17 protein-coding genes are annotated in these 20,331 nt (G+C 66.5%); 13 read left to right on the forward strand and 4 right to left on the reverse strand.

Features of this window, described 5'->3' with window-relative positions:
- A partial coding sequence (locus GOSPT_RS02445; RefSeq protein WP_005202611.1) for a nucleoside/nucleotide kinase family protein occupies nucleotides 1-369 on the reverse strand: 369 nt, incomplete at its 3' end.
- A gap of 93 nt (nucleotides 370-462) precedes the next feature.
- On the opposite strand from GOSPT_RS02445, the gene ruvC reads away from it, so the two are divergent.
- The 9 genes from ruvC (at nucleotide 463) to GOSPT_RS02490 (ending at nucleotide 11,270) form a co-directional block, all read left to right on the forward strand.
- Nucleotides 463-1,104, forward strand: coding sequence for a crossover junction endodeoxyribonuclease RuvC (gene ruvC / locus GOSPT_RS02450; protein WP_005202612.1), 642 nt, complete (start codon nucleotides 463-465; stop codon nucleotides 1,102-1,104).
- Nucleotides 1,101-1,694, forward strand: coding sequence for a Holliday junction branch migration protein RuvA (gene ruvA, locus GOSPT_RS02455; RefSeq protein ID WP_005202613.1), 594 nt, complete (start codon nucleotides 1,101-1,103; stop codon nucleotides 1,692-1,694). Before ruvC ends, ruvA begins: the two co-directional genes overlap by 4 nt.
- Nucleotides 1,694-2,776: a Holliday junction branch migration DNA helicase RuvB gene (ruvB, locus tag GOSPT_RS02460; RefSeq protein ID WP_005202614.1), complete on the forward strand. Its 1,083-nt coding sequence runs from the start codon at nucleotides 1,694-1,696 to the stop codon at nucleotides 2,774-2,776. Before ruvA ends, ruvB begins: the two co-directional genes overlap by 1 nt.
- Before the next feature lie 109 nt (nucleotides 2,777-2,885).
- Nucleotides 2,886-3,341, forward strand: a complete 456-nt coding sequence (gene yajC / locus GOSPT_RS02465) for a preprotein translocase subunit YajC (protein WP_005202615.1) — start codon at nucleotides 2,886-2,888, stop codon at nucleotides 3,339-3,341.
- Nucleotides 3,342-3,498: 157 nt separating this feature from the next.
- Nucleotides 3,499-5,220 carry a protein translocase subunit SecD gene (gene secD, locus GOSPT_RS02470; RefSeq protein WP_005202616.1) on the forward strand — a complete coding sequence of 574 codons (1,722 nt, stop codon included), beginning with the start codon at nucleotides 3,499-3,501 and terminating at the stop codon, nucleotides 5,218-5,220.
- Nucleotides 5,217-6,413, forward strand: coding sequence for a protein translocase subunit SecF (gene secF, locus GOSPT_RS02475; RefSeq protein WP_005202617.1), 1,197 nt, complete (start codon nucleotides 5,217-5,219; stop codon nucleotides 6,411-6,413). Before secD ends, secF begins: the two co-directional genes overlap by 4 nt.
- Nucleotides 6,414-6,420: 7 nt before the next feature.
- Complete coding sequence (locus GOSPT_RS02480) at nucleotides 6,421-8,100, forward strand: ABC transporter substrate-binding protein (protein WP_141630784.1); 1,680 nt, start codon at nucleotides 6,421-6,423, stop codon at nucleotides 8,098-8,100.
- A 4-nt stretch (nucleotides 8,101-8,104) separates the two neighbouring features.
- Entirely contained in the window at nucleotides 8,105-8,698 is a 594-nt protein-coding gene (locus tag GOSPT_RS02485) for an adenine phosphoribosyltransferase (RefSeq protein WP_039854534.1), read from the forward strand.
- Between the two features lie 163 nt (nucleotides 8,699-8,861).
- On the forward strand, nucleotides 8,862-11,270 hold the full coding sequence (locus GOSPT_RS02490; RefSeq protein WP_005202624.1) for a RelA/SpoT family protein: 2,409 nt from the start codon (nucleotides 8,862-8,864) through the stop codon (nucleotides 11,268-11,270).
- Nucleotides 11,271-11,310: 40 nt separating this feature from the next.
- Here GOSPT_RS02490 and GOSPT_RS02495 read toward each other — a convergent pair whose 3' ends face one another.
- Nucleotides 11,311-12,255 carry a peptidylprolyl isomerase gene (locus GOSPT_RS02495; protein ID WP_005202626.1) on the reverse strand — a complete coding sequence of 315 codons (945 nt, stop codon included), beginning with the start codon at nucleotides 12,253-12,255 and terminating at the stop codon, nucleotides 11,311-11,313.
- A gap of 216 nt (nucleotides 12,256-12,471) precedes the next feature.
- Here GOSPT_RS02495 and GOSPT_RS02500 point away from each other — a divergent pair, with 216 nt between their 5' ends.
- From GOSPT_RS02500 to nicT, 3 genes are all read left to right on the forward strand, one after another.
- On the forward strand, nucleotides 12,472-13,191 hold the full coding sequence (locus GOSPT_RS02500) for an MBL fold metallo-hydrolase (protein WP_005202628.1): 720 nt from the start codon (nucleotides 12,472-12,474) through the stop codon (nucleotides 13,189-13,191).
- Nucleotides 13,188-14,453, forward strand: a complete 1,266-nt coding sequence (gene hisS / locus GOSPT_RS02505; protein ID WP_005202630.1) for a histidine--tRNA ligase — start codon at nucleotides 13,188-13,190, stop codon at nucleotides 14,451-14,453. The genes GOSPT_RS02500 and hisS overlap by 4 nt, the downstream gene beginning before the upstream one ends.
- Nucleotides 14,454-14,623: 170 nt before the next feature.
- A complete protein-coding gene (gene nicT / locus GOSPT_RS02510) occupies nucleotides 14,624-15,769 on the forward strand; it encodes a Nickel transporter NicT (RefSeq protein ID WP_039854476.1) in 1,146 nt (381 codons plus the stop codon).
- A gap of 5 nt (nucleotides 15,770-15,774) precedes the next feature.
- Here the strand turns inward: nicT and GOSPT_RS02515 are convergent, their stop codons facing one another.
- Nucleotides 15,775-17,430, reverse strand: a complete 1,656-nt coding sequence (locus GOSPT_RS02515) for a DUF885 domain-containing protein (RefSeq protein ID WP_005202634.1) — start codon at nucleotides 17,428-17,430, stop codon at nucleotides 15,775-15,777.
- Nucleotides 17,420-18,298: a KPN_02809 family neutral zinc metallopeptidase gene (gene ypfJ / locus GOSPT_RS02520; RefSeq protein ID WP_039854537.1), complete on the reverse strand. Its 879-nt coding sequence runs from the start codon at nucleotides 18,296-18,298 to the stop codon at nucleotides 17,420-17,422. The genes GOSPT_RS02515 and ypfJ overlap by 11 nt, the downstream gene beginning before the upstream one ends.
- A 184-nt stretch (nucleotides 18,299-18,482) precedes the next feature.
- On the opposite strand from ypfJ, the gene aspS reads away from it, so the two are divergent.
- Nucleotides 18,483-20,315 (forward strand): aspartate--tRNA ligase, encoded by a 1,833-nt coding sequence (aspS, locus tag GOSPT_RS02525; RefSeq protein WP_005202638.1) that lies wholly within the window; start codon nucleotides 18,483-18,485, stop codon nucleotides 20,313-20,315.
- The last annotated feature ends 16 nt before the right edge of the window (nucleotides 20,316-20,331 follow it).

Consider the following 20,331-nt stretch of genomic DNA (forward strand, 5'->3'; position numbering starts at 1 on the left):
TTCGTCGCGAAATGATCTGTCGCGCACCGGGTCCCATAACCGTGGCAGCCATCGTCGATGCGTCTGGACGGCGTCGATCACCTCCCGGCCGATCGCGGCGAAGTCGAACCAGTTCTCCCGGTATGACTCGGGATCGGATCTGCCGTACTCCAGCCGCAGCGATGCCGGGCGCAGATAGTCCGACGTGTGGACAACGGCCGCCGCTCGGCCGCGCGCTCGCAGACCGTCGACGATCTCGGAGGCGAGTATCTCTGGCGTGGCGGCGGGCGCGCCGTCGACTCCGACGACGGCGATGCCGGGAAGGTCGGCGCAGCGGTCGATGCACAGCTGCGCCAGGCCCTGCGGAGTAAACGGTTCGAATCGCGTCATCGAGTCCACTCTTACGCCGTGTCGATCACCCGCATTGTCGGGCCCCCTCGGTAATATCTCGAACAACTGTTCGCTGCAATCCGAGGAGTACGTGTGCGAGTGATGGGCGTCGACCCGGGGCTGACGCGATGCGGTATCGCCCTCGTCGAGTCGGGTGCTGGTCGCCAGGTGACTGCGCTCGACGTCGACGTTGTCCGCACACCGACCGACATGGACCTCGAACGACGACTGCTCGCGGTGTACACCGCGGCCTCTCATTGGCTCGACACGCACCACCCCGACGTCGTCGCGATCGAGCGGGTGTTCGCCCAGAACCAGGTCTCCACGGCGATGGGCACCGCGCAGGCAGGTGGCGTCATCGCGCTCGCCGCAGGTCAGCGCGAGATACCCGTACGCTTCCACACCCCATCTGAGGTCAAAGCCGCGGTGACCGGCAGCGGACGTGCCGACAAAGCGCAGGTCACCGCAATGGTCACCCGCATTCTCGGCATGCAGACCAAGCCGCGCCCCGCCGACGCCGCCGACGCGTTGGCTCTCGCGATCTGCCACTGTTGGCGAGGCCCGATGGCCGAGCGGATGCTGGCTGCGCAGCGGCAGGCCGAGGCCGCGGCCGTCCGACATCGTGAGAAGATCGCCGCCGCGCGCGAGCGCGCCGCCGATACCGCGCGCGAGCGCGCCGCCGATACCGCGCGCGAGCGCGCCGCCAGCGCAGCACAGGGGAGGAGCGGATCATGATCGCATCTGTTCGTGGGCCGGTTGTCGACGTCGCGCTCGACCATGTGGTGATCGATTGCGCCGGTGTCGGATACCGCGTTCTCGCCACGCCGTCGACGTTGTCGCGGATGCATCGGGGTGAGGAGTCGACGCTGCTCACCTCGATGATCGTGCGCGAGGACTCGATGACCCTGTACGGGTTCACCGAGCCCGACGCCAGAGCGTTGTTCGCGCTGTTGCAGACCGTGACCGGTGTCGGGCCGCGGCTCGCGATGGCCACGCTGGCCGTCCTCGAACCCGAGGCGCTGCGCAGGGCTCTGGCCGACTCCGACGTCACAGCGCTCACCTCCGTCCCCGGGATCGGCAAGCGGGTCGCCGAGCGGCTCGTCGTCGAGCTTCGTGACAAGGTCGACCGCCCGGCGGTAGACGGATCGGTAGGCGTAAGCGTCACCGGCGGTGGAGTGCGGGCTCAGGTTATCGAGGCGCTCATCGGGCTCGGCTTCACCGCGGCGCCCGCGGAGAAGGCCGTCGTCGCGATTCTCGCGGAGACACCTGATGCCGACGCGTCCGCCGCCTTGCGGAAATCCCTTGCGGTGCTGGGTAAGTCGTGATGAGTTCCGACGAGCCGATCGAGCGCGAGGTCAACGCGACGCCCGTGCGGTCCGATGGCGACCTCGACGCGGGCCTGCGTCCGCGTTCACTGGCCGACTTCATCGGGCAACCGCGGGTGTGTGAACAGCTCGAACTCGTTCTGCACGGAGCGCGTGGTCGGGGAGGAACACCCGACCACATCCTGTTGTCCGGACCTCCTGGGCTGGGCAAGACGTCGTTGGCGATGATCATCGCCGCCGAGATGGGGGCCGCGATCAGGGTCACGTCTGGTCCGGCGCTCGAGAGGGCAGGCGATCTCGCGGCGATGCTGTCGAATCTGGTCGAGGGAGACGTGCTCTTCATAGACGAGATTCACCGAATCGCCCGCCCCGCAGAGGAGATGCTGTATCTCGCCATGGAGGACTTCCGAGTCGACGTCGTGGTGGGCAAGGGGCCGGGCGCGACGTCGATTCCACTCGACGTCGCACCGTTCACGCTCGTCGGAGCGACCACGCGGTCGGGGTCGCTGACCGGCCCGCTGCGCGACAGATTCGGGTTCACCGCCCACATGGAGTTCTACGAGACCGACGAGTTGGTGCGAGTCCTCCGCCGTTCTGCGGGCATTCTCGGCATCGATCTCGGCGGCGACGCGGCGTCGGAGATCGCGAGTCGGTCACGCGGGACACCGCGTATCGCGAATCGGCTGCTGCGGCGTGTACGCGACTATGCGGAGGTGCGCGGTGACGGAACCGTCACTGTCGACACCGCACGGGCTGCGCTGGCCGTCTACGACGTCGACGAACTCGGCTTCGACCGGCTCGACCGCGCCGTGCTCAATGCGCTGATCAGGGCTTTCGGCGGTGGACCGGTGGGTGTGTCGACTCTGGCCGTTGCCGTCGGCGAAGAGCCCGCAACCGTCGAAGAGGTCTGCGAACCCTTTCTCGTGCGTGCGGGGATGATCGCGCGGACTCCACGCGGTCGAGTGGCGACGGCCGCGGCGTGGCACCACCTCGGATTGACACCGCCTGCGGGTGCGCTGAACGCGACATTCGGTGTTCGTCCGCGCGACGTCGACGGTGAATCGCTGTTCGACGACCTCTGAGCACCCAGGTAGTGAGCCAAATGTCCGAATTCGCGGCATGGCACACTAGAGGGAGTGCACTGCTACGGCGTGCAACCTCAACATTCAACGAAGGACTGATCGCTCTCTCATGGAATCTCTGCTCTTTCCGCTTCTGCTCGTGCTCCTCGCCGGCTTCATGTTCTTCTCCATGCGCAAGCAGAAGAAGCGCGCTGCCGAGCAGCAGGACATGCAGAATTCGATTCAGACCGGCACGCGCATCCAGCTCACCTCGGGCCTGTTCGGCACCATCATCGACGCCTCGTCGGCGGACTACATCGACGTCGAGATCGCGACCGGAGTGGTCACGCGCTGGAATCGCCTGGCAATTATGAAGGTCGTACCCACCGAGGATGCCGCGGCGACCTACGCCGGTTACGTCCCGCCGAGCGCACCCCTCACCGCAGACGGTGACGAGTTCTCGACCATCGACGGCACCGTGAGCTACGACTCCCTCTCGGGTGGCGACGACGACCGCGACGCCGACGACACAGAGATCAACCTGCGTAAGGATCAGGGCGGAAACAGCTCCGATTCGGACAAGTAACGCGTCTGGTCTGTGCAGCACTGCTGGCGCGTCACACTGCCAGGTGGGGGTGTGTGAACGCGTCAGCGCTGATCAGTAGAGTGGCGTGCGGCCGTGTGGCCTATCAGTACAGTGGCCTGCGGCCATCTGACGCGCGCTGAAGGAGATCGAGTACAACGTGACCACCCCTCGCCGGGCGACAGAGACGTCGACCAACAAACGGGCGTCGACCAACACACGAGGATCGTCGACCAAGACACGAGGGTCGTCGACCACAAAGCCAGCGAAGAAGCGGCGGTCGCCAGCGCGTGAGATCCCGCCCTGGCGCCCGCTGACCCTGTTCTTCGTGCTGCTTGCGGCGATCTACGCGCTCATCTTCTTCACCGGTGGCGGATCACCGGAGCCGAAGCTCGGCATCGACCTGCAGGGTGGCACCCGAGTTACGTTGACTGCGCGTACGGAGTCGGGCAATCCGCCAACGCGTGAACAACTCGATCAGGCCAAGCAGATCATCGAGCAGCGCGTCAATGGCCTCGGCGTCTCCGGGTCAGAGGTCGTCGTCAACGGCAGCAATCTGATCATCACGGTTCCCGGTCAAGATGGCGCCCAGGCCAAAACGCTCGGCCAGACCGCTCGCCTGTTCGTACGTCCCGTCGTCGAGGTGCAGGCCGCCACGCCGCAGCCGAAGAAGGACGACGCGGCGAAACCGACCGACGAGCAGCCCGCCGACCAGGCGGCCAAGGCAATCGAGGAGCAGCGCAAGCTGCGACAGGTTCCCGCGGGCGCCAACACCGACGGGCTCAAGGCCTACATGTCCAAGATGGACTGCTCGACCGGCGCGAACGATCCACTTCTCGGTAACGACATCTCCGATCAGTACCTCGTGGCGTGTTCGGAGGACGGCAAGCAGGTCTACCTGCTCGCGCCTCAGATCATCGACGGTCGCGATATCAGCTCTGCGAGTTCGGGATCCGATCAGCAGACGGGTGCGTGGACGGTCTACCTCGACTTCAAGCCGAACGCGGCGCAGACCTGGAGCGAGTTCACCGCCAAGAACATCGGCAACACCACCGCGTTCGTCCTCGACAGCCGTGTCGTGTCGGCCGCGACGATCAATTCGCAGATCTCCGGCGGCAAGACACAGATCACCGGATCGTTCAACGAGACAGAGGCCAGCGACCTCGCCAATGTGCTGAAGTACGGCTCGCTGCCGCTTTCGTTCAAGACGTCCGACGCTGAGACGGTCTCGGCAACGCTGGGTCTGCAATCGTTGCGTGCGGGTCTGATCGCAGGCCTGATCGGTCTGATCGCGGTCTTCATCTACGCCCTCGCCTACTACCGTGCGCTCGGCTTCCTCACGATCCTCTCGCTGATCCTCGCCGGCGCCGCGGTCTACGGCATCATCGTGTTGCTCGGCCGATGGATCGGATTCACGCTCGACCTCGCGGGTATCGCGGGTCTGATCATCGGTATCGGTATGACGGCCGACTCGTTCGTCGTCTACTTCGAACGCATCAAGGACGAGATGCGCGAGGGACGAAGTTTCCGGTCGGCGGTGCCGCGTGGCTGGGCCAGCGCCCGCCGGACCATCTGGTCGGGCAATGCTGTCAGCTTCATCGCCGCAGCCGTGATCTACATCCTCGCGATCGGAGAGGTCCGTGGGTTCGCGTTCACGTTGGGTCTCACAACCATCATCGACGTCGTCGTGGTCTTCCTCGTCACCCATCCGCTTGTTGTGCTGGCCAGTAGGAGCGACTTCCTCTCGCGGCCGAAGATCAACGGCCTCGGCGCGGTGAGTGAGGTGGCGCGACAGCGTCGCCAGCGCACCAGCAGGACAGACCGGGCGGCCGCAGAACGCACCGACAACGAGCAGACCGTCGCAGAAGGAACGTCGAAATGACAACCACCAACGACACACGCGACGGCTCGGCGCCGACTCCGTCTGCCGGAAGCGACGCCGACTTCGTCGCCGACACCAACAGGTCGTTCCTGTCGCGGCTCTATACCGGCACCGGTGCATTCGAGATCGTCGGACGCAGGCGCATGTGGTACCTGGTGAGCTTGGCGATCGTCGTCATCTGCATCGCTTCCATCGCAATCCGAGGGTTCTCCTTCGGTATCGAGTTCGAAGGCGGAACACAGGTCTCCATCCCCGTCACACAGGGTGTGACGAGCCAATCCGTCGAAGACGTCACGACCAAGGCGCTGGGCAGCGCGCCGGAAGCGGTCCAGACCGCGGGTTCCGGTGCTGCGCAGACCGTGCAGGTGCGTACCGAGACGCTGACGGTGCAGCAGGCGTCGACACTCACCCAGGCGTTGACCGACCGCTTCGGGCCAGAACTCACCAACCGCGACGTGAGCATCTCCGAGGTGAGTTCGACCTGGGGCAAAGAGATCACCGAGAAGATGCTCATCGCCCTTGCGGTGTTCCTCGTGATCGTCTTCGTCTACATCGCCATCCGCTTCGACAGGGAGATGTCGGTTGCGGCACTCGCCTCGCTGTTGTTCGACATCGTCGTGACGGCGGGCATCTATTCGCTCGTCGGTTTCGAGGTCACTCCGGCAACGGTGATCGGTCTGCTCACCATCCTGGGCTTCTCGATCTACGACACCGTCGTCGTGTTCGACAAGGTCGGTGAGAACACCCGGTCGGTCTTGCAGACGACGCGTCGGACGTACGCCGAGCAGGCCAACCTCGCGATCAACCAGACCCTGATGCGGTCGATCAACACGACGGTCATCTCCGTGCTTCCGATCATCGCGCTGATGGTGATCGCCGTGTGGTTGCTCGGTGTCGGCACGCTCAAGGACCTCGCACTGATCCAGTTGGTCGGCGTCGTCGTCGGTACCTACTCGTCGATCTTCCTCGCGGCCCCGCTACTCGTCACGCTCAAGGAACGTCGTTCCGACATCAAAAAGCACACCGCGCGTGTGCTGGCGCGTCGCGACGCGATCGAGGCCGGTGAAGACGTCAGCGCGGCAGACCGGCCGGTTCGTGGTCGCGCGGCGTCGAGCACACGGAGTGCTCGCGCTGCAAAGGATGCGGGGGAGGAGCCGCAGGCTCCCACCGGCAAGCGTCGGCGTTCCCGATAGGCGCGCCGTGACCTCAGTGCGCAGCACGAAAGTGCTCGCGATGGTGTTGGCGGGCCTCGTCATGGTCGGGGTGGTCGCCGCGTGCGGCGACGACCCACCGCCGACGCTCGACTACCTCACCGACGCGCGCCTGAGCACGGCCAACGCGAACACCGCCGCCGGCAACGCCGACGGCGCGTTGATGCTGACCGGCCGAGTGTTCCCCGGGTTCAGTTATCTCGGGGCGTCGGGTCAGGTGACGCCCGACCGTGACATCGGCACCGTGAGCGTGCAGGCGGGTCCGGTACAGACGCTGACCTACCAGTTCACGCCCGACGCCGCGTTCTCCGACGGCACGCCGCTCGACTGCGACGATCTGGTCCTCGCGTGGACGGCGATGAGCGGACGGTTTCCGGAGTTCGGGGCCGCGACCACCGCCGGGTACCGCGACATCGACGCCGTCGACTGCAATGCGGGCTCCAAGTCGGCGACAGTGACCTTCAAGCGCGGTCGCGACTACCGTGACTGGCTTTCGCTGTTCGGCGCGGGCACCCTCATGCCCGCGCAGGTGGTCGGCCGTGTCGCGGGCGTCGCCGACGTACTGACGTCGATCAGGTCGTCCGACCGGGCCGCGATCCGCAAGATCGCGAAGGCCTGGACATCGGCGTTCGAGCTGCGAGCGGGCGGCGATGCCGACAACGTACCGTCGTCGGGTCCCTACGAGATCTCCGAGGTGACCGACGCAGGCGTGCTGCTCGTCCCCAACCCGAAGTGGTGGGGAGACGCACCGAAGGTGTCGAGGATCCTCGTGCATGGCAGGTCCGACGCGGCACGCCTCATCACTGGCAACTCGTACAGCGTCGCCGACGTGACTGCAGGACTGACAGACGGCGATGCCAAACGCAGCGACCAGAACTCCGCGGGGCAGGTGCAAGCCCCCGACGCGCCCGGCCGGGCGCTGGGCGTCGAAGAAGTGGTGCTCTCGCGTCGTGGGGTCTTCGCCGACGTCGCCGTTCGACGGGCGTTCGCCAGTTGTGTACCCCGGGATGCGCTGACGCGCACGTTCGGCCAGGGTGCGCAGTTGTGGAATCTCCGGACGCTTGCGCCCGCGGACCGCCTCGCGGCAGCGATCAACGGCGAGTTCGGTCAGGGATACCTGCGTGCGAACATCGCCAAGTCGCGAGAACTCCTTGCTGGAGCGGGTGAGGAGTCGGGCATCCGGGTCCGCATCGGCTACCTCGCGCCAGGTGACCGACAACGGCAGATGGTCGCAGCGATCGCCGACTCCTGTCGCGCGGCCGGCATCTCGGTCACTGACGTGTCGTCGCCTCAGTTCGGTATCAGCGACCTCGGAAAGACCGCCGACGCGGTGTTGGTGGTCAACGGAACGTCGTTCGCCGCGGCGGGCGCAGCCGATCCGAGCCGAGACGCGTATCAGCTGTTCGACGGAGATCCGTTGGACATCAACGACTTTGACGATCAAGCAGTCTCCGACGCTATCGCCGCCCGCAGCGTCGGCGCGCTCGGAAGCGAACACTTGAGTCTTGTCCGGACGATCGAGGGCGCGGCGTGGTCGGATGTCCCGTCGATTCCGTTGTTCGCTGCTCCGCGGGTTCGACGATGGAATGATCGAGTCGACAACGTGGTTGCCGGACTCGGCCGCAATGGAACGGGATGGAACATGGATCGGTGGGTGAGCGGTGAGTGAGCGCGTGAGCAGCGGGCGCGCGACCGGCGGTTCCGACGAGGTCACGCGCGAGGCGGTCCCCCGGGCCCGGGCGGCGATCGCCGAGCATCAACGCACGGTTCCCGACTTTCCGAAGCCGGGCATCCTCTTTCGTGATCTGACCCCGGTCCTCGCCGACACGGAGGGATTCTCGTCGATCGTGACGGCGCTGACACACGGGTGTTCGGGCGTCGACCTCGTGGCGGGAATCGACGCGCGCGGCTTCTTGGTCGGCGGTGCCGTCGCACAAGAGCTGGAGGTCGGCATCCTGGCGGTCCGTAAGGGCGGAAAACTGCCCCCGCCGGTCTACGGCGTCGACTACGACCTCGAGTACGGCACAGCTCGGCTGGAGATCCCGGCGAGCGGCATCGACATCACCGGTCGGCGCGTGCTGATCGTCGACGACGTCCTCGCAACGGGTGGAACCGCTGTCGCGGCGTCGAAACTCATGGGTCTGGCGGGTGCCTCGGTTGTCGGGGTCGCGGTGATCATGGAGCTCGCCGATCTCGGCGGGCGCGCGAAGATCGCTGCCGAACTCGGGCCGGAAGTGGGCCTGCACGCGATCACCGACGACCGCTGAGCCCGGTCGGTCCGCAGCGCACGCCGCGCCCGGCGTCGGCGCCGGATTAGACTCGTCACATACGGTGTTGAAATCTTCCGGGATCAGTTCTCATCGGTCGACGTCCGCGTGTCGGTACGGCGGCCTGACGTCCTGAGAAGACGCACCACGAGAAGGAGGCAGCATGGCGAACGAGACCGAGGCGGCCGTCGCTCGTGAGCGGGTCACGCCGACCGCCCCCGCAGAGCAGGCCCGTCCCGCTGCTCCCGCCCCGGTGAGTGCGCCCGATGGCACTGGGGCCACCGAGCCCGCTGCTCCCGCCGACACCACGCATGCCTCGGCGTCGCGGCGCGTTCGCGCTCGACTCGCACGTCGGATGACCGCGACCCGCAGCTCGGTGCGCCCGGTGCTCGAACCCCTGGTCACCCTGCATCGGGAGATCTATCCCAAGGCCGACATCGCGCTTCTGCAGCACGCCTACGACGTCGCCGACGAACGCCATCGTGGTCAGAACCGGAAGTCGGGCGATCCGTACATCACCCATCCGCTCGCGGTCGCGACGATTCTCGCCGATCTCGGGATGGACACCACCACGCTCGTCGCCGCGCTGTTGCACGACACCGTCGAGGACACCGGCTACACCCTCGAGGCGCTCGAGAGTGAATTCGGTGCCGAGGTCGCCCATCTCGTCGACGGCGTGACCAAGCTCGACAAGGTGGCCCTCGGCAGCGCCGCCGAAGCCGAGACGATCCGCAAGATGATCATCGCGATGGCACGCGATCCGCGGGTTCTCGTCATCAAGGTCGCCGACCGCCTCCACAACATGCGCACGATGCGCTTCCTCCCGCCGGAGAAGCAGGCGCGCAAGGCTCGTGAAACGCTGGAAGTGATTGCGCCACTTGCCCATCGGCTCGGCATGGCAACGGTCAAGTGGGAACTCGAAGACCTCTCTTTCGCGATTCTGCACCCCAAGCGCTACGAGGAGATCGTGCGGCTCGTTGCCGACCGCGCGCCCTCGCGCGACACCTATCTCGCCCGTGTGCGCGCCGACATCAACAACGCGCTGTCGTCGGCCAAGATCACCGCGACGGTCGAGGGTAGGCCCAAGCACTACTGGTCGATCTATCAGAAGATGATCGTCAAGGGTCGCGACTTCGACGACATCCACGATCTCGTCGGCATGCGCATCCTGTGCGACGACGTGCGTGACTGCTACGCGGCGGTCGGCGTCGTGCATTCGCTGTGGCAGCCGATGGCCGGACGTTTCAAGGACTACATCGCTCAGCCGAGGTTCGGCGTGTACCAGTCGTTGCACACCACGGTCATCGGGCCGGAGGGCAAGCCCCTCGAGATTCAGATCCGCACCAACGACATGCACCGCACCGCCGAATTCGGTATCGCCGCGCATTGGCGATACAAGGAGGGTGGCTACCGGGATCGCAAGGGACGCAAGACCGATACGGCCGAGATCGACGACATGGCGTGGATGCGTCAACTCCTCGATTGGCAACGAGAAGCCGCCGACCCCGGCGAGTTTCTCGAGTCGCTGCGCTACGACCTCGCCGTCAAGGAGATCTTCGTCTTCACGCCGAAGGGCGACGTGATCACGCTGCCCGCGGGCTCGACGCCCGTCGACTTCGCCTACGCGGTGCACACCGAGGTGGGGCACCGATGTATCGGTGCCCGCGTCAACGGCCGACTCGTCGCGCTCGAACGCGAACTCGAGAACGGCGAAGTCGTCGAGGTGTTCACGTCGAAGGCTCCCAACGCCGGGCCGAGCAAGGACTGGCAGAACTTCGTCGTCTCGCCCCGAGCGAAGGCCAAGATCCGCCAGTGGTTCGCCAAGGAGCGTCGTGAAGAGGCTCTGGAGACCGGCAAGGACGCGATCGCCAAAGAGGTTCGACGAGGCGGATTGCCACTGCAGCGTCTGATGAGCGCCGAGTCGATGGCCGCGATCGCCAAGGAACTGCGCTACGCCGACGTCAGCGCGCTGTACACGGCTGTCGGCGAGAACCATGTGTCCGCACGGCACGTCGTGAATCGGCTCGTCTCGTCCCTCGGTGGCATCGACGACGCCGCAGAGGAGATCGCCGAGCGATCGACACTGTCGACGATGCCGTCGCGGACCAGGGCAGGCGGCGATGCCGGGGTCGTCATCGAGGGTGTCGACAACGTCCTCATCAAGCTCGCGAAGTGTTGTACGCCGGTTCCCGGCGACGACATCCTCGGCTTCATCACGCGCGGCGGGGGTGTCAGCGTCCACCGCACCGACTGCACCAACGCGGGTGAACTGCGCCGCCAGGACGAACGAATCATCCCTGTGACCTGGGCGCCGTCGGCCGAGTCGGTGTTCCTGGTCGCCATCCAGGTGGAGGCCCTCGACCGTCACCGGCTGCTGTCGGACGTGACCAAGGTACTCGCCGACGAAAAGGTGAACATCCTCTCGGCGTCGGTGACCACGAGCCGCGACCGCGTCGCGGTCAGCAAGTTCACCTTCGAGATGGGCGACCCCAAACACCTCGGCCACGTTCTGAACGTCGTGCGCAACGTCGAGGGCGTCTACGACGTCTACCGCGTGACCTCCGCGGCGTAGCTGCGCGCCCGCTCAACGGTCTCGGGCGCCCAGTGTGCGTTTAGTCCAGGTCTCCGCCGGTGATCTTGGCCGTGGTGATCTGCACTGGAAGCTTGGGCTTGCCGTCGTTGGCCTCGCCCGACGGTCCGGCGGTCACGCCGCCTGCGGCGACCTTGTCGAGCACCTTCAGGCCCTCGGGGTCGACCTTGCCGACTACCGAGTAGTCGGCCGGGAGCTGACTGTCGGAGATCACGAGGAAGAACTGGCTCGAGCCGGTGTTGCTGCTCTGGCCGCCCTGGTTGCTGTTGGCGATCGCGATGGTGCCGCGGGGGTAGATCACCGACTGCTGTCCGGTCATCTGGTTCGCCTGTCCTGCGGGCTTGAGATCGGTCGGCGGCTCGTCGGGGCTGCTCCAGCCCGGGCCGCCTGCACCGGTTCCGGTGGGATCGCCACACTGCAGCACCTTGAGTGCCTCGCTCGTGGTCATGCGGTGGCACGGGGTGTCGTTGTAGTACTTGTCGCTGATGAGCGAGATGATCGCGCCCGTGTTGCACGGTGCCGACGCCCGGGTCAGCGTGATCGGAATCGCGCCCTGGGACGTGTCGAACACCGCCGAGACGTCGCCGGACTTCAGTTGCCGGTCACCGGGCTTGGGGGCTGTCCGCTTCTTCGGGATGCCCTCGTTGATCATCTTGTTCATCTCGGCCGCGTACTTGCGGTACTCGTCGTGCTGCTCAGCGGGCACACCCTGCGGCGGATCGGTGGGGATCGGCTTGAGGCGGTCGGGCTGATCCTGATACTGACACGACGTCCATCGAGCGGCTTCGCGGTCGTCGAGGACCTTCTTCACGATGAGCGTGGTCGCGGTGGCGACGACTGCTACCACCACCACTGTCGAGATCGACGCGATGAGGATCCGCCGACGCTTGCGATCCTGGCGCTCGCGTTCGAGTCTGTCCTCAAGCTTCCGCTTGGCGGCTTCGCGGCGTTCCTCGTTGGTGGTCACGCTGGTGAACCCTCCTGAGACGTCTGTCGGTGCGTATCAAACACGGCGCGTATGAATCACGGCTGTATCGACACGCAAGTGTGCCAGGACACCCTGAGAGTTCTCCAGGCAGGTGTGCCGGAGTGTCGTCGAGTGGTGTTCGGACATGCGCCAGAATGGAGGGTCAGGAGCGACGCGTCATCGGCGCCCGCGTCATGTCGAAGCCGAGGAGAGCACATGCTGATCACCGGATTCCCCGCCGGGATGTTCCAGACCAACTGCTACATCGTGGCGCCCGAGCCGGGCGGTGAGGCGGTCGTCGTCGACCCGGGGCAGGAAGCGGCGGGCAAGGTCGCCGAGATTCTCGCCGAGCACGACCTGACCCCGGTTGCGGTGCTGCTCACCCACGGCCACCTCGATCACACCTGGAACGCCGCTGATGTCTGCGACGCATACGGGATTCCCGCCTATATCCACCCGGCTGATCGCCCGATGCTCGCCGACCCGGCGGTCGGCCTCGGCAGCGCACTCGGCGCGATGATCGGGCCGTTGACGTTCCGCGAGCCGGAGAAGGTCATCGAGTTCGTCGACGGTGAGCCGATCGAGGTGGCGGGCATCCGGTTCGACGTCGATCTCGCGCCCGGCCACACCCAGGGGTCCGTACTGTTGCGCACCGACGTTCCGGTCCTCGACGATGCAGGTCAGGAGACCAGTGTCGGAGTCTGCTTCTCCGGTGACGTACTCTTTGCGGGGTCCATCGGACGCACCGATCTGCCCGGCGGCAACCACCGGCAACTGCTCGAATCGATCGAGTCGAAGCTCCTCGGGTTGCCCGACCAGACCCAGGTGTTGCCCGGCCACGGGCCGCAGACCTCGATCGGGCAGGAACGCGCGACGAACCCGTTCCTCACTGAATTGGGGGAGTCGAGCCGACAGAAGGGAAGCAGGAGACTGTGAGCGCCGACTTCGTCGCACCGAAGGGCATCCCCGACTACTACCCGCCCGCGTCGGCTGATTTCCGCCGCGTCCGTGACACGTTCACCGACGCCGCTCGGCGCGCCGGCTACGGACACATCGAACTGCCGATCTTCGAGGACACCGGCCTCTTCGCCAGGGGCGTCGGCGAGTCGACCGACGTGGTCAGCAAGGAGATGTACACCTTCGAAGACCGCGGCGGCCGGTCGGTCACGCTTCGTCCCGAAGGCACCGCCGGAGTTGTCCGCGCGGTCATCGAGCACGGCCTCGACCGTGGACAGCTCCCCGTCAAGCTCTGCTACGCGGGTCCGTTCTTCCGCTACGAACGCCCACAGGCCGGCCGCTACCGCCAATTGCAGCAGGTCGGGGTGGAGGCGATCGGCGTCGACGACCCCGCGCTCGACGCCGAGGTCATCGCGATCGCCGACGAGGGGTACCGACGGCTCGGATTGTCGGGATTCCGCCTGGAGATCACCTCCCTCGGCGACGACTCCTGCCGCCCGGCATACCGCGACGCGCTGCAGGAGTTCCTGAGCGGACTCGACCTCGACGAGGCGACACGTCAACGCGCACAGATCAATCCGCTGCGCGTGCTCGACGACAAGCGGCCCGATATCCGCGAGGCCACCGCCGACGCACCGCTCATGCTCGACTATCTGTCCGACGACGCGCGCGGCCACTTCGAGAGTGTGCTGTCGCATCTGCGCCAGCTCGGCGTGCCGTATGTGATCAATCCCCGCCTGGTCCGCGGCCTGGACTACTACACCAAGACGACGTTCGAATTCGTCCACGACGGACTCGGCGCGCAGTCGGGTATCGGTGGCGGCGGTCGCTACGACGGCCTGATGCGTCAGCTCGGCAGCAAGCAGGACCTTTCGGGTATCGGCTACGGGCTCGGCGTCGACCGTACGATGCTGGCCCTCGAGGCCGAGGGCATCGCGCACGTCGACGCCGCGCGGTGTCAGGTGTTCGGGGTGCCACTGGGCACCGACGCCAAAGCCGAATTGGTCAGTGTCGCAGGGCAGTTGCGTGCTGCGGGCGTCAGCGTCGACCTCGCCTACGGCGACCGCGGACTCAAAGGCGCGATGAAGGCCGCGGATCGGTCCGGCGCGAAGCTGGCGCTGGTACTCGGCGACCGTGAACTCGCCGAGGGGACCATCGAGGTCAAGAACCTGACCAACGGGGAGCAGCACAAGACGTCGCTGGAAGGCGTCGTCGACGAGGTGCGCGGCCTGCTGGCCTGAGTGCGATCCCGGGATCCGCGCGAACCGCATCAATCCGGCAATGCCCCTGTATCGGGCATGAAATCCGTTGCGGCACTGCACTATCCGATCGGATAGGTGTGTGGGTCCGATCGACGGGTTTCGATCTGAGCAGATGTTCAGATGAGCGGTGATCGTCCTATCGTCGTGTCATGAGTTCGTCAGTCACCGTCGCCGCCAGGTCCTCGCGACGTCTGTCATCGCTGTCGTCCCGCCTCTCACGTGGGGAGTGGGCGAGCATCGGCGGAATGGTCGCGGCCGTCGCCGCGCTGCACGTGATCGGGTGGGGGACGTTGGTGTTCCTGGTGGCGCCGGAGCATTTCACCGTCGGTCAGAAGACGCTCGGGATCGGCATCGGACTCACGGCGTACACGCTGGGGATGCGACACGCGTTCGACGCCGACCACATCTCGGCGATCGACAACACGACCCGCAAGTTGATGGGTGAGGGTCAGCGGCCGCTGACAGTCGGCTTCTGGTTCTCGCTCGGACATTCGAGCGTCGTCTTCGGCCTCTCCGTGCTGCTGGCGTTCGGGATCAAGGCTCTCGCGGGCTCGGTCGAGGACGACTCGTCGACGTTGCATCAGGTGACGGGGCTGATCGGAACGAGCGTGTCGGGCGGATTCCTCTACCTGATCGCCGCGATCAACATCGTCGTCCTGCTCGGGATCCTTCGTGTCTTCCGGGACATGCGGCGAGGCGTGTACGACGAGGCGCAACTCGAGGAGCACCTCAACAACAGGGGCTTCATGAATCGCATTCTCGGTCGCGTGATGAAGGTCGTCAGCAAGCCGTGGCAGATGTATCCGATCGGCGTGCTCTTCGGACTCGGATTCGACACCGCGACCGAGGTGGCACTACTGATCCTGGCCGGATCGAGTGCTGCGGCGGGTCTGCCCTGGTACGCGATCCTGTGTCTGCCGGTCATCTTCGCCGCCGGTATGAGTCTGTTCGACAGCATCGACGGGTCGTTCATGAACTTCGCCTACGGGTGGGCACTCGCCAATCCGGTGAGGAAGGTGTACTACAACCTCATCATCACGGGATTGTCCATCGCGGTCGCGCTCGTGATCGGCACCATCGAGGTGCTCGGGCTGCTCGCCGACGAGTTCGGATGGACGGGCAGATTCTGGGACGACGTCTCCGGCATCGACCTCAACGTGCTCGGTTTCGTGATCGTCGGATTGTTCGTCGCCACCTGGATCGTGTCGCTGGTGGTGTGGCGCTTCGGACGGATCGAGGAACGGTGGGGTACCGCGCTGGCGCGGCCGGTTGTCGACGGACCGACCTCGGACTGAGCGCGCTAGCGCGTCATCTCCTCGCGCAGGACGTCGAGGCTCACCCCGCCGAGCGCGAGGGCGTTGGTGTGGAAGTCCTTGAGCGTCCACCCGGGATGTCGGGTCAGCGCCTGCGTCCGGCACTGCTCCCAGACACGTTGTCCCAGCGCATAACTCGGCGCCTGTCCGGCCCACCCGAGGTAACGGTCGAGCTCGAAGCGCAGCACCGCCCGATCCATCGCGACCGACGCGGTGAGAAACCGCCACGCCTTCTCGGCATCCCACGTGCCACCACCGACGGATGCGGGTGCCGCCTTGCGGCAGTGGACACCGATGTCGACGACGACCCGCGCCGCGCGTAGGCGCTGCGAGTCGAGCATGCCCATCCTGTCGCCGGGGTCGTCGAGCCAACCGAGCTCGCTCATCAACCGTTCGGCATAGAGCGCCCAGCCCTCACCGTGTCCCGAGGTGAAGGACGCGAGTTTGCGCCAGGTGTTGAGGTCGGGATCGACGATCGCGGCCCCGAGCTGCAGGTGATGGCCCGGCACGCCCTCGTGGTAGACGGTCGTCTTCTCCTGCCAGGTGTGGAAGACGGTCTGTTCCGGCGGTACCGCCCACCACATCCGCCCGGGGCGGGAGAGGTCGGCGCTCGGCTGCGTGTAGTAGATGATGCCGGTCGACGACGGCGCCAGCCGACATTCGAGTCGGGTGAGTCGGTCGGGAATGTCGAAGTGTGTGCCGGCGAGGCCGTCGACCGCCGCGTCGGAGGTCTGCTGCATCCACGCGAGGAACGACGCGCGATCGAAGATCTGGTACTGCGGCGCGGCGTCGAGGAATTCGAGTGCCTCGGCGACGCTCGCGCCGGGCACCAGGTCCGAGGCGATCGCCTGCTGTTCGGCGGTGATGGCGTCGAGGCGATCAAGCGCCCAGTCGTAGGCCTCGTCGGGATCGACATCGGTGCCGAGGTAGTACGGCAGCCGGAGGAGGTACCGGTCGCGTCCGATGGCGTCGTCGGGGTCGGCGGAGTCGAGGACCGTCGACCGCAACAGTGCGGCCAGAGCGTCGAATGCGGCACCGGCGCTGTCGAGGGCGGAGGCCAGGTCGACGGAGAGTGCGTCGTCGGAGGCGATCGGCGTGGTGTTCTGCGCGATGGCCGTGCGCGCCCCATCGGCTTGTGCCGCAACCAGTTCGACCTGTCGTCGTGCGAGCGCGGGTCCGACGTCGCGCCGGTGCTCGAGTCCGACGATGACGCTGTCTATCGCCGCAGGGATCGCGTTGATCCGCGCCACCATGTCGGCGCGCTGTTCGGCGGTGTCGGTGGGCATGAGGTAGAAGATGTCGCGAATCGCCTGCAGCGGTGAGGCGATCACGTTGCACTCACCGGTCAGTTCACCGGCGTCGGTGAGCGCGAGTTCACGATTCAGCCCGGCTCGCATCGTGGCGACGGTGACCCTGTCGACGTGGTCGGCGGGTGACGCGGCGTCGAGTCGTGCCAGCGTCGAGCGCACCAGGGCTGCCCGTTCGTCGACGGCGTCGGGGGAGAAGTCCGTCAGCAGACGGTCGTGGCCGGCGAGGCCGTACTCGGTGGCGAGGATCGGGTCGAGGGCGGCGCTACGAGCCAGATGGTCGTCGGCGATCGCGTCGACGGGGGTCGGTATGCGCGCGGTGTTCTCAGAGATCATTGGTGGAGAACGTGTCGCACTGGCGTGGGTCGCCGTTCTTGTATCCGGTCGAGAACCAGCGGACTCGCTGATCGGCCGAGCCGTGCGTCCAGCCCTCGGGATTGGAGTTTGCACCCTGGATCGTGTCGTCGCCGATCGCCTTGGCGGTCTGGATGACCGAGTTGATCTGATCGGTGGTGAGCGGTTCGAGCATCGCGTCGGTGCCCTTGTCGGCGTGATACGCCCACACGCCCGCGTAGCAGTCCGCCTGCAATTCGGCGCGGACCGAACCCGACTTGGGTCCCTTGGAGCCGAGCTGCTGGCCCTTCTGCAGCGCGCCCGTCAGGTTCTGCACGTGGTGGCCGTACTCGTGGGCGACGACGTACTCCTGCGCCAGCGGACCGTCGCTGCCACCCATCTGCTTGAGCTCTGCGAAGAACGACGGGTCGAAGTAGGCGGTCTTGTCGACGGGGCAGTAGAACGGGCCGGTCGCCGAGGTGGCGGTGCCGCAGCCGGTGTCGACCGAGTTGCTGAAGATGACGGTTTTCGGCGGCGTGTAGCCCTTCATCAGGTCCGACCACACCCGGTTGATGCTGATGGTGGTGGCCTTGATGCGGCAGATGTCGTCGGTATTGGCCTTCTCGATGGTGCACTGGGCGAGGTGCTCGTCGATCTGGCTCGCCGAGTTGCTCGTCGAACCCCCGGTCGTCGACGACGATCCGAGGATCTGGCCGGGATTGATGCCGAGGAACAGTGCGACCAGCGTGACGATCAGTCCGGCACCGCCGCCGAGCGCGATACGGCCGCCTCCGCCACCGCCGAAACCGCCGCCACCCCCGCCGCCGGACACGTTGCTGTTGTCCAGCCCCCCGCTGCCTTGGAACGTCATGCAGGTCAGGCTACCGGCGAGGACGTCCGGATACGGGTGAACCACGCCCAACGGTCACGTCTCGGGGTGGTGTCAGATCGGCGGGTTCGACGCGGGCGGGATACCACTCGGCGACGTCGGGCGCGCCCTCCGTAGGATTGAGCGCGAGATTTCCTCGCTCATACGTCCACCAGGAAGGACTCCAGTGCTCCGCACGCATTTCGCCGGTTCGCTGCGCCGCGCCGACGCGTCGCAGACCGTCACAGTCGCCGGGTGGGTTGCGCGTCGACGCGACCACGGCGGCGTCGTGTTCATCGATCTGCGTGACAGCTCCGGGCTGGTGCAGGTCGTCTTCCGCGAGGAGGCGGTGGCCGAGAAGGCACACCGGCTGCGCGCGGAGTACGTCGTGAAGGTCACCGGCGTCGTCGAGGAACGACCCGCCGGCAGCGAGAACCCGAACCTGCCGTCGGGTGAGATCGAGATCAACGCCACCGACCTCGAGGTGCTCAACGAGTCGGCGCCGCTGCCGTTCCAGCTCGACGAGAGCCCCGGCGAGGAAGCGCGGCTGCGCTACCGCTACATCGATCTTCGTCGCGAAGGGCCCGCTGCGGCAATCCGCCTGCGCTCGAAGGCGAATGCTGCCGCTCGCGGTGTGCTCGCCGCTCACGACTTCGTTGAGATCGAGACGCCGACGCTGACCCGCTCGACGCCGGAGGGTGCACGCGACTTCCTCGTGCCCGCGCGGCTGCAGCCGGGAACGTTCTACGCCCTGCCGCAGAGTCCGCAGCTGTTCAAACAGCTCCTCATGGTGGCCGGTATGGAGCGCTACTACCAGATCGCTCGCGCCTACCGGGACGAAGATTTCCGCGCCGACCGCCAGCCGGAGTTCACTCAGCTCGACATCGAGATGAGCTTCGTCGACGAGGACGACGTCATCGCGCTCGCCGAAGAGATCCTCGTGGCGCTGTGGCGGCTCATCGGCGTCGAGGTCTCCACACCGATCCCGCGGATGACCTACGCCGACGCGATGCGTCGGTTCGGTTCGGACAAGCCGGATCTGCGTTTCGGGATCGAGCTCGTCGAGTGCACGGAGTACTTCGCCAACACGCCGTTCCGCGTGTTCCAGGCGCCCTACGTCGGCGCGGTGGTCATGGAGGGCGGGGCGTCGCAGCCGCGTCGTACCCTCGACGCCTGGCAGGAGTGGGCCAAGCAGCGCGGCGCCAAGGGCCTGGCATACGTGCTCGTCGGCGAGGACGGGACCCTCGGTGGTCCGGTCGCCAAGAACCTCTCCGACGCCGAGCGGGACGGTCTTGCCGCACATGTCGGCGCCAAGCCCGGCGACTGCGTCTTCTTCGCGGCGGGCCCGGCCAAGGCGCAGCGCGCACTGCTCGGTGCCGCACGCAGCGAGATCGCCGTCCGCCTCGGACTGATCCCGGCACCGGGCGAGCCCGTCGACCCGTCGACCGCCGCCTGGGCGTTCACCTGGATCGTCGACGCTCCGCTGTTCGAGCCGGCAGACGACGCGACGGCGTCGGGCGATGTCGCCGTTGGCTCGGGCGCGTGGACCGCGGTGCACCATGCGTTCACCTCGCCCAAGCCGGAGTCGCTCGACGGCCTCGAATCCGATCCGGGCAACGCGCTGGCCTATGCCTACGACATCGTCTGCAACGGCAACGAGATCGGCGGCGGGTCGATCCGTATCCATCGTCGCGACATCCAGGAACGCGTGTTCGCGATCATGGGTATCGACCACGACGAGGCGCAGGAGAAGTTCGGCTTCCTGCTCGACGCCTTCGCCTACGGTGCGCCGCCGCACGGCGGGATCGCATTCGGATGGGATCGCATCACGGCACTGCTCGCGGGTGAGAGTTCGATCCGTGAGGTCATCGCCTTCCCGAAGTCGGGCGGTGGCGTCGATCCGCTCACCGACGCGCCCGCACCGATCACCGCCGCGCAGCGCAAGGAGTCGGGCATCGACGCCAAGCCGAAGCCCAAGGGCGGCGAGTCCGACCAGGGTGCAGCGAAACCGGCGAGCTGAACGGTTGGCGACGGTC

This window comes from Gordonia sputi NBRC 100414, assembly GCF_000248055.1.
Taxonomy (GTDB): domain Bacteria; phylum Actinomycetota; class Actinomycetes; order Mycobacteriales; family Mycobacteriaceae; genus Gordonia; species Gordonia sputi.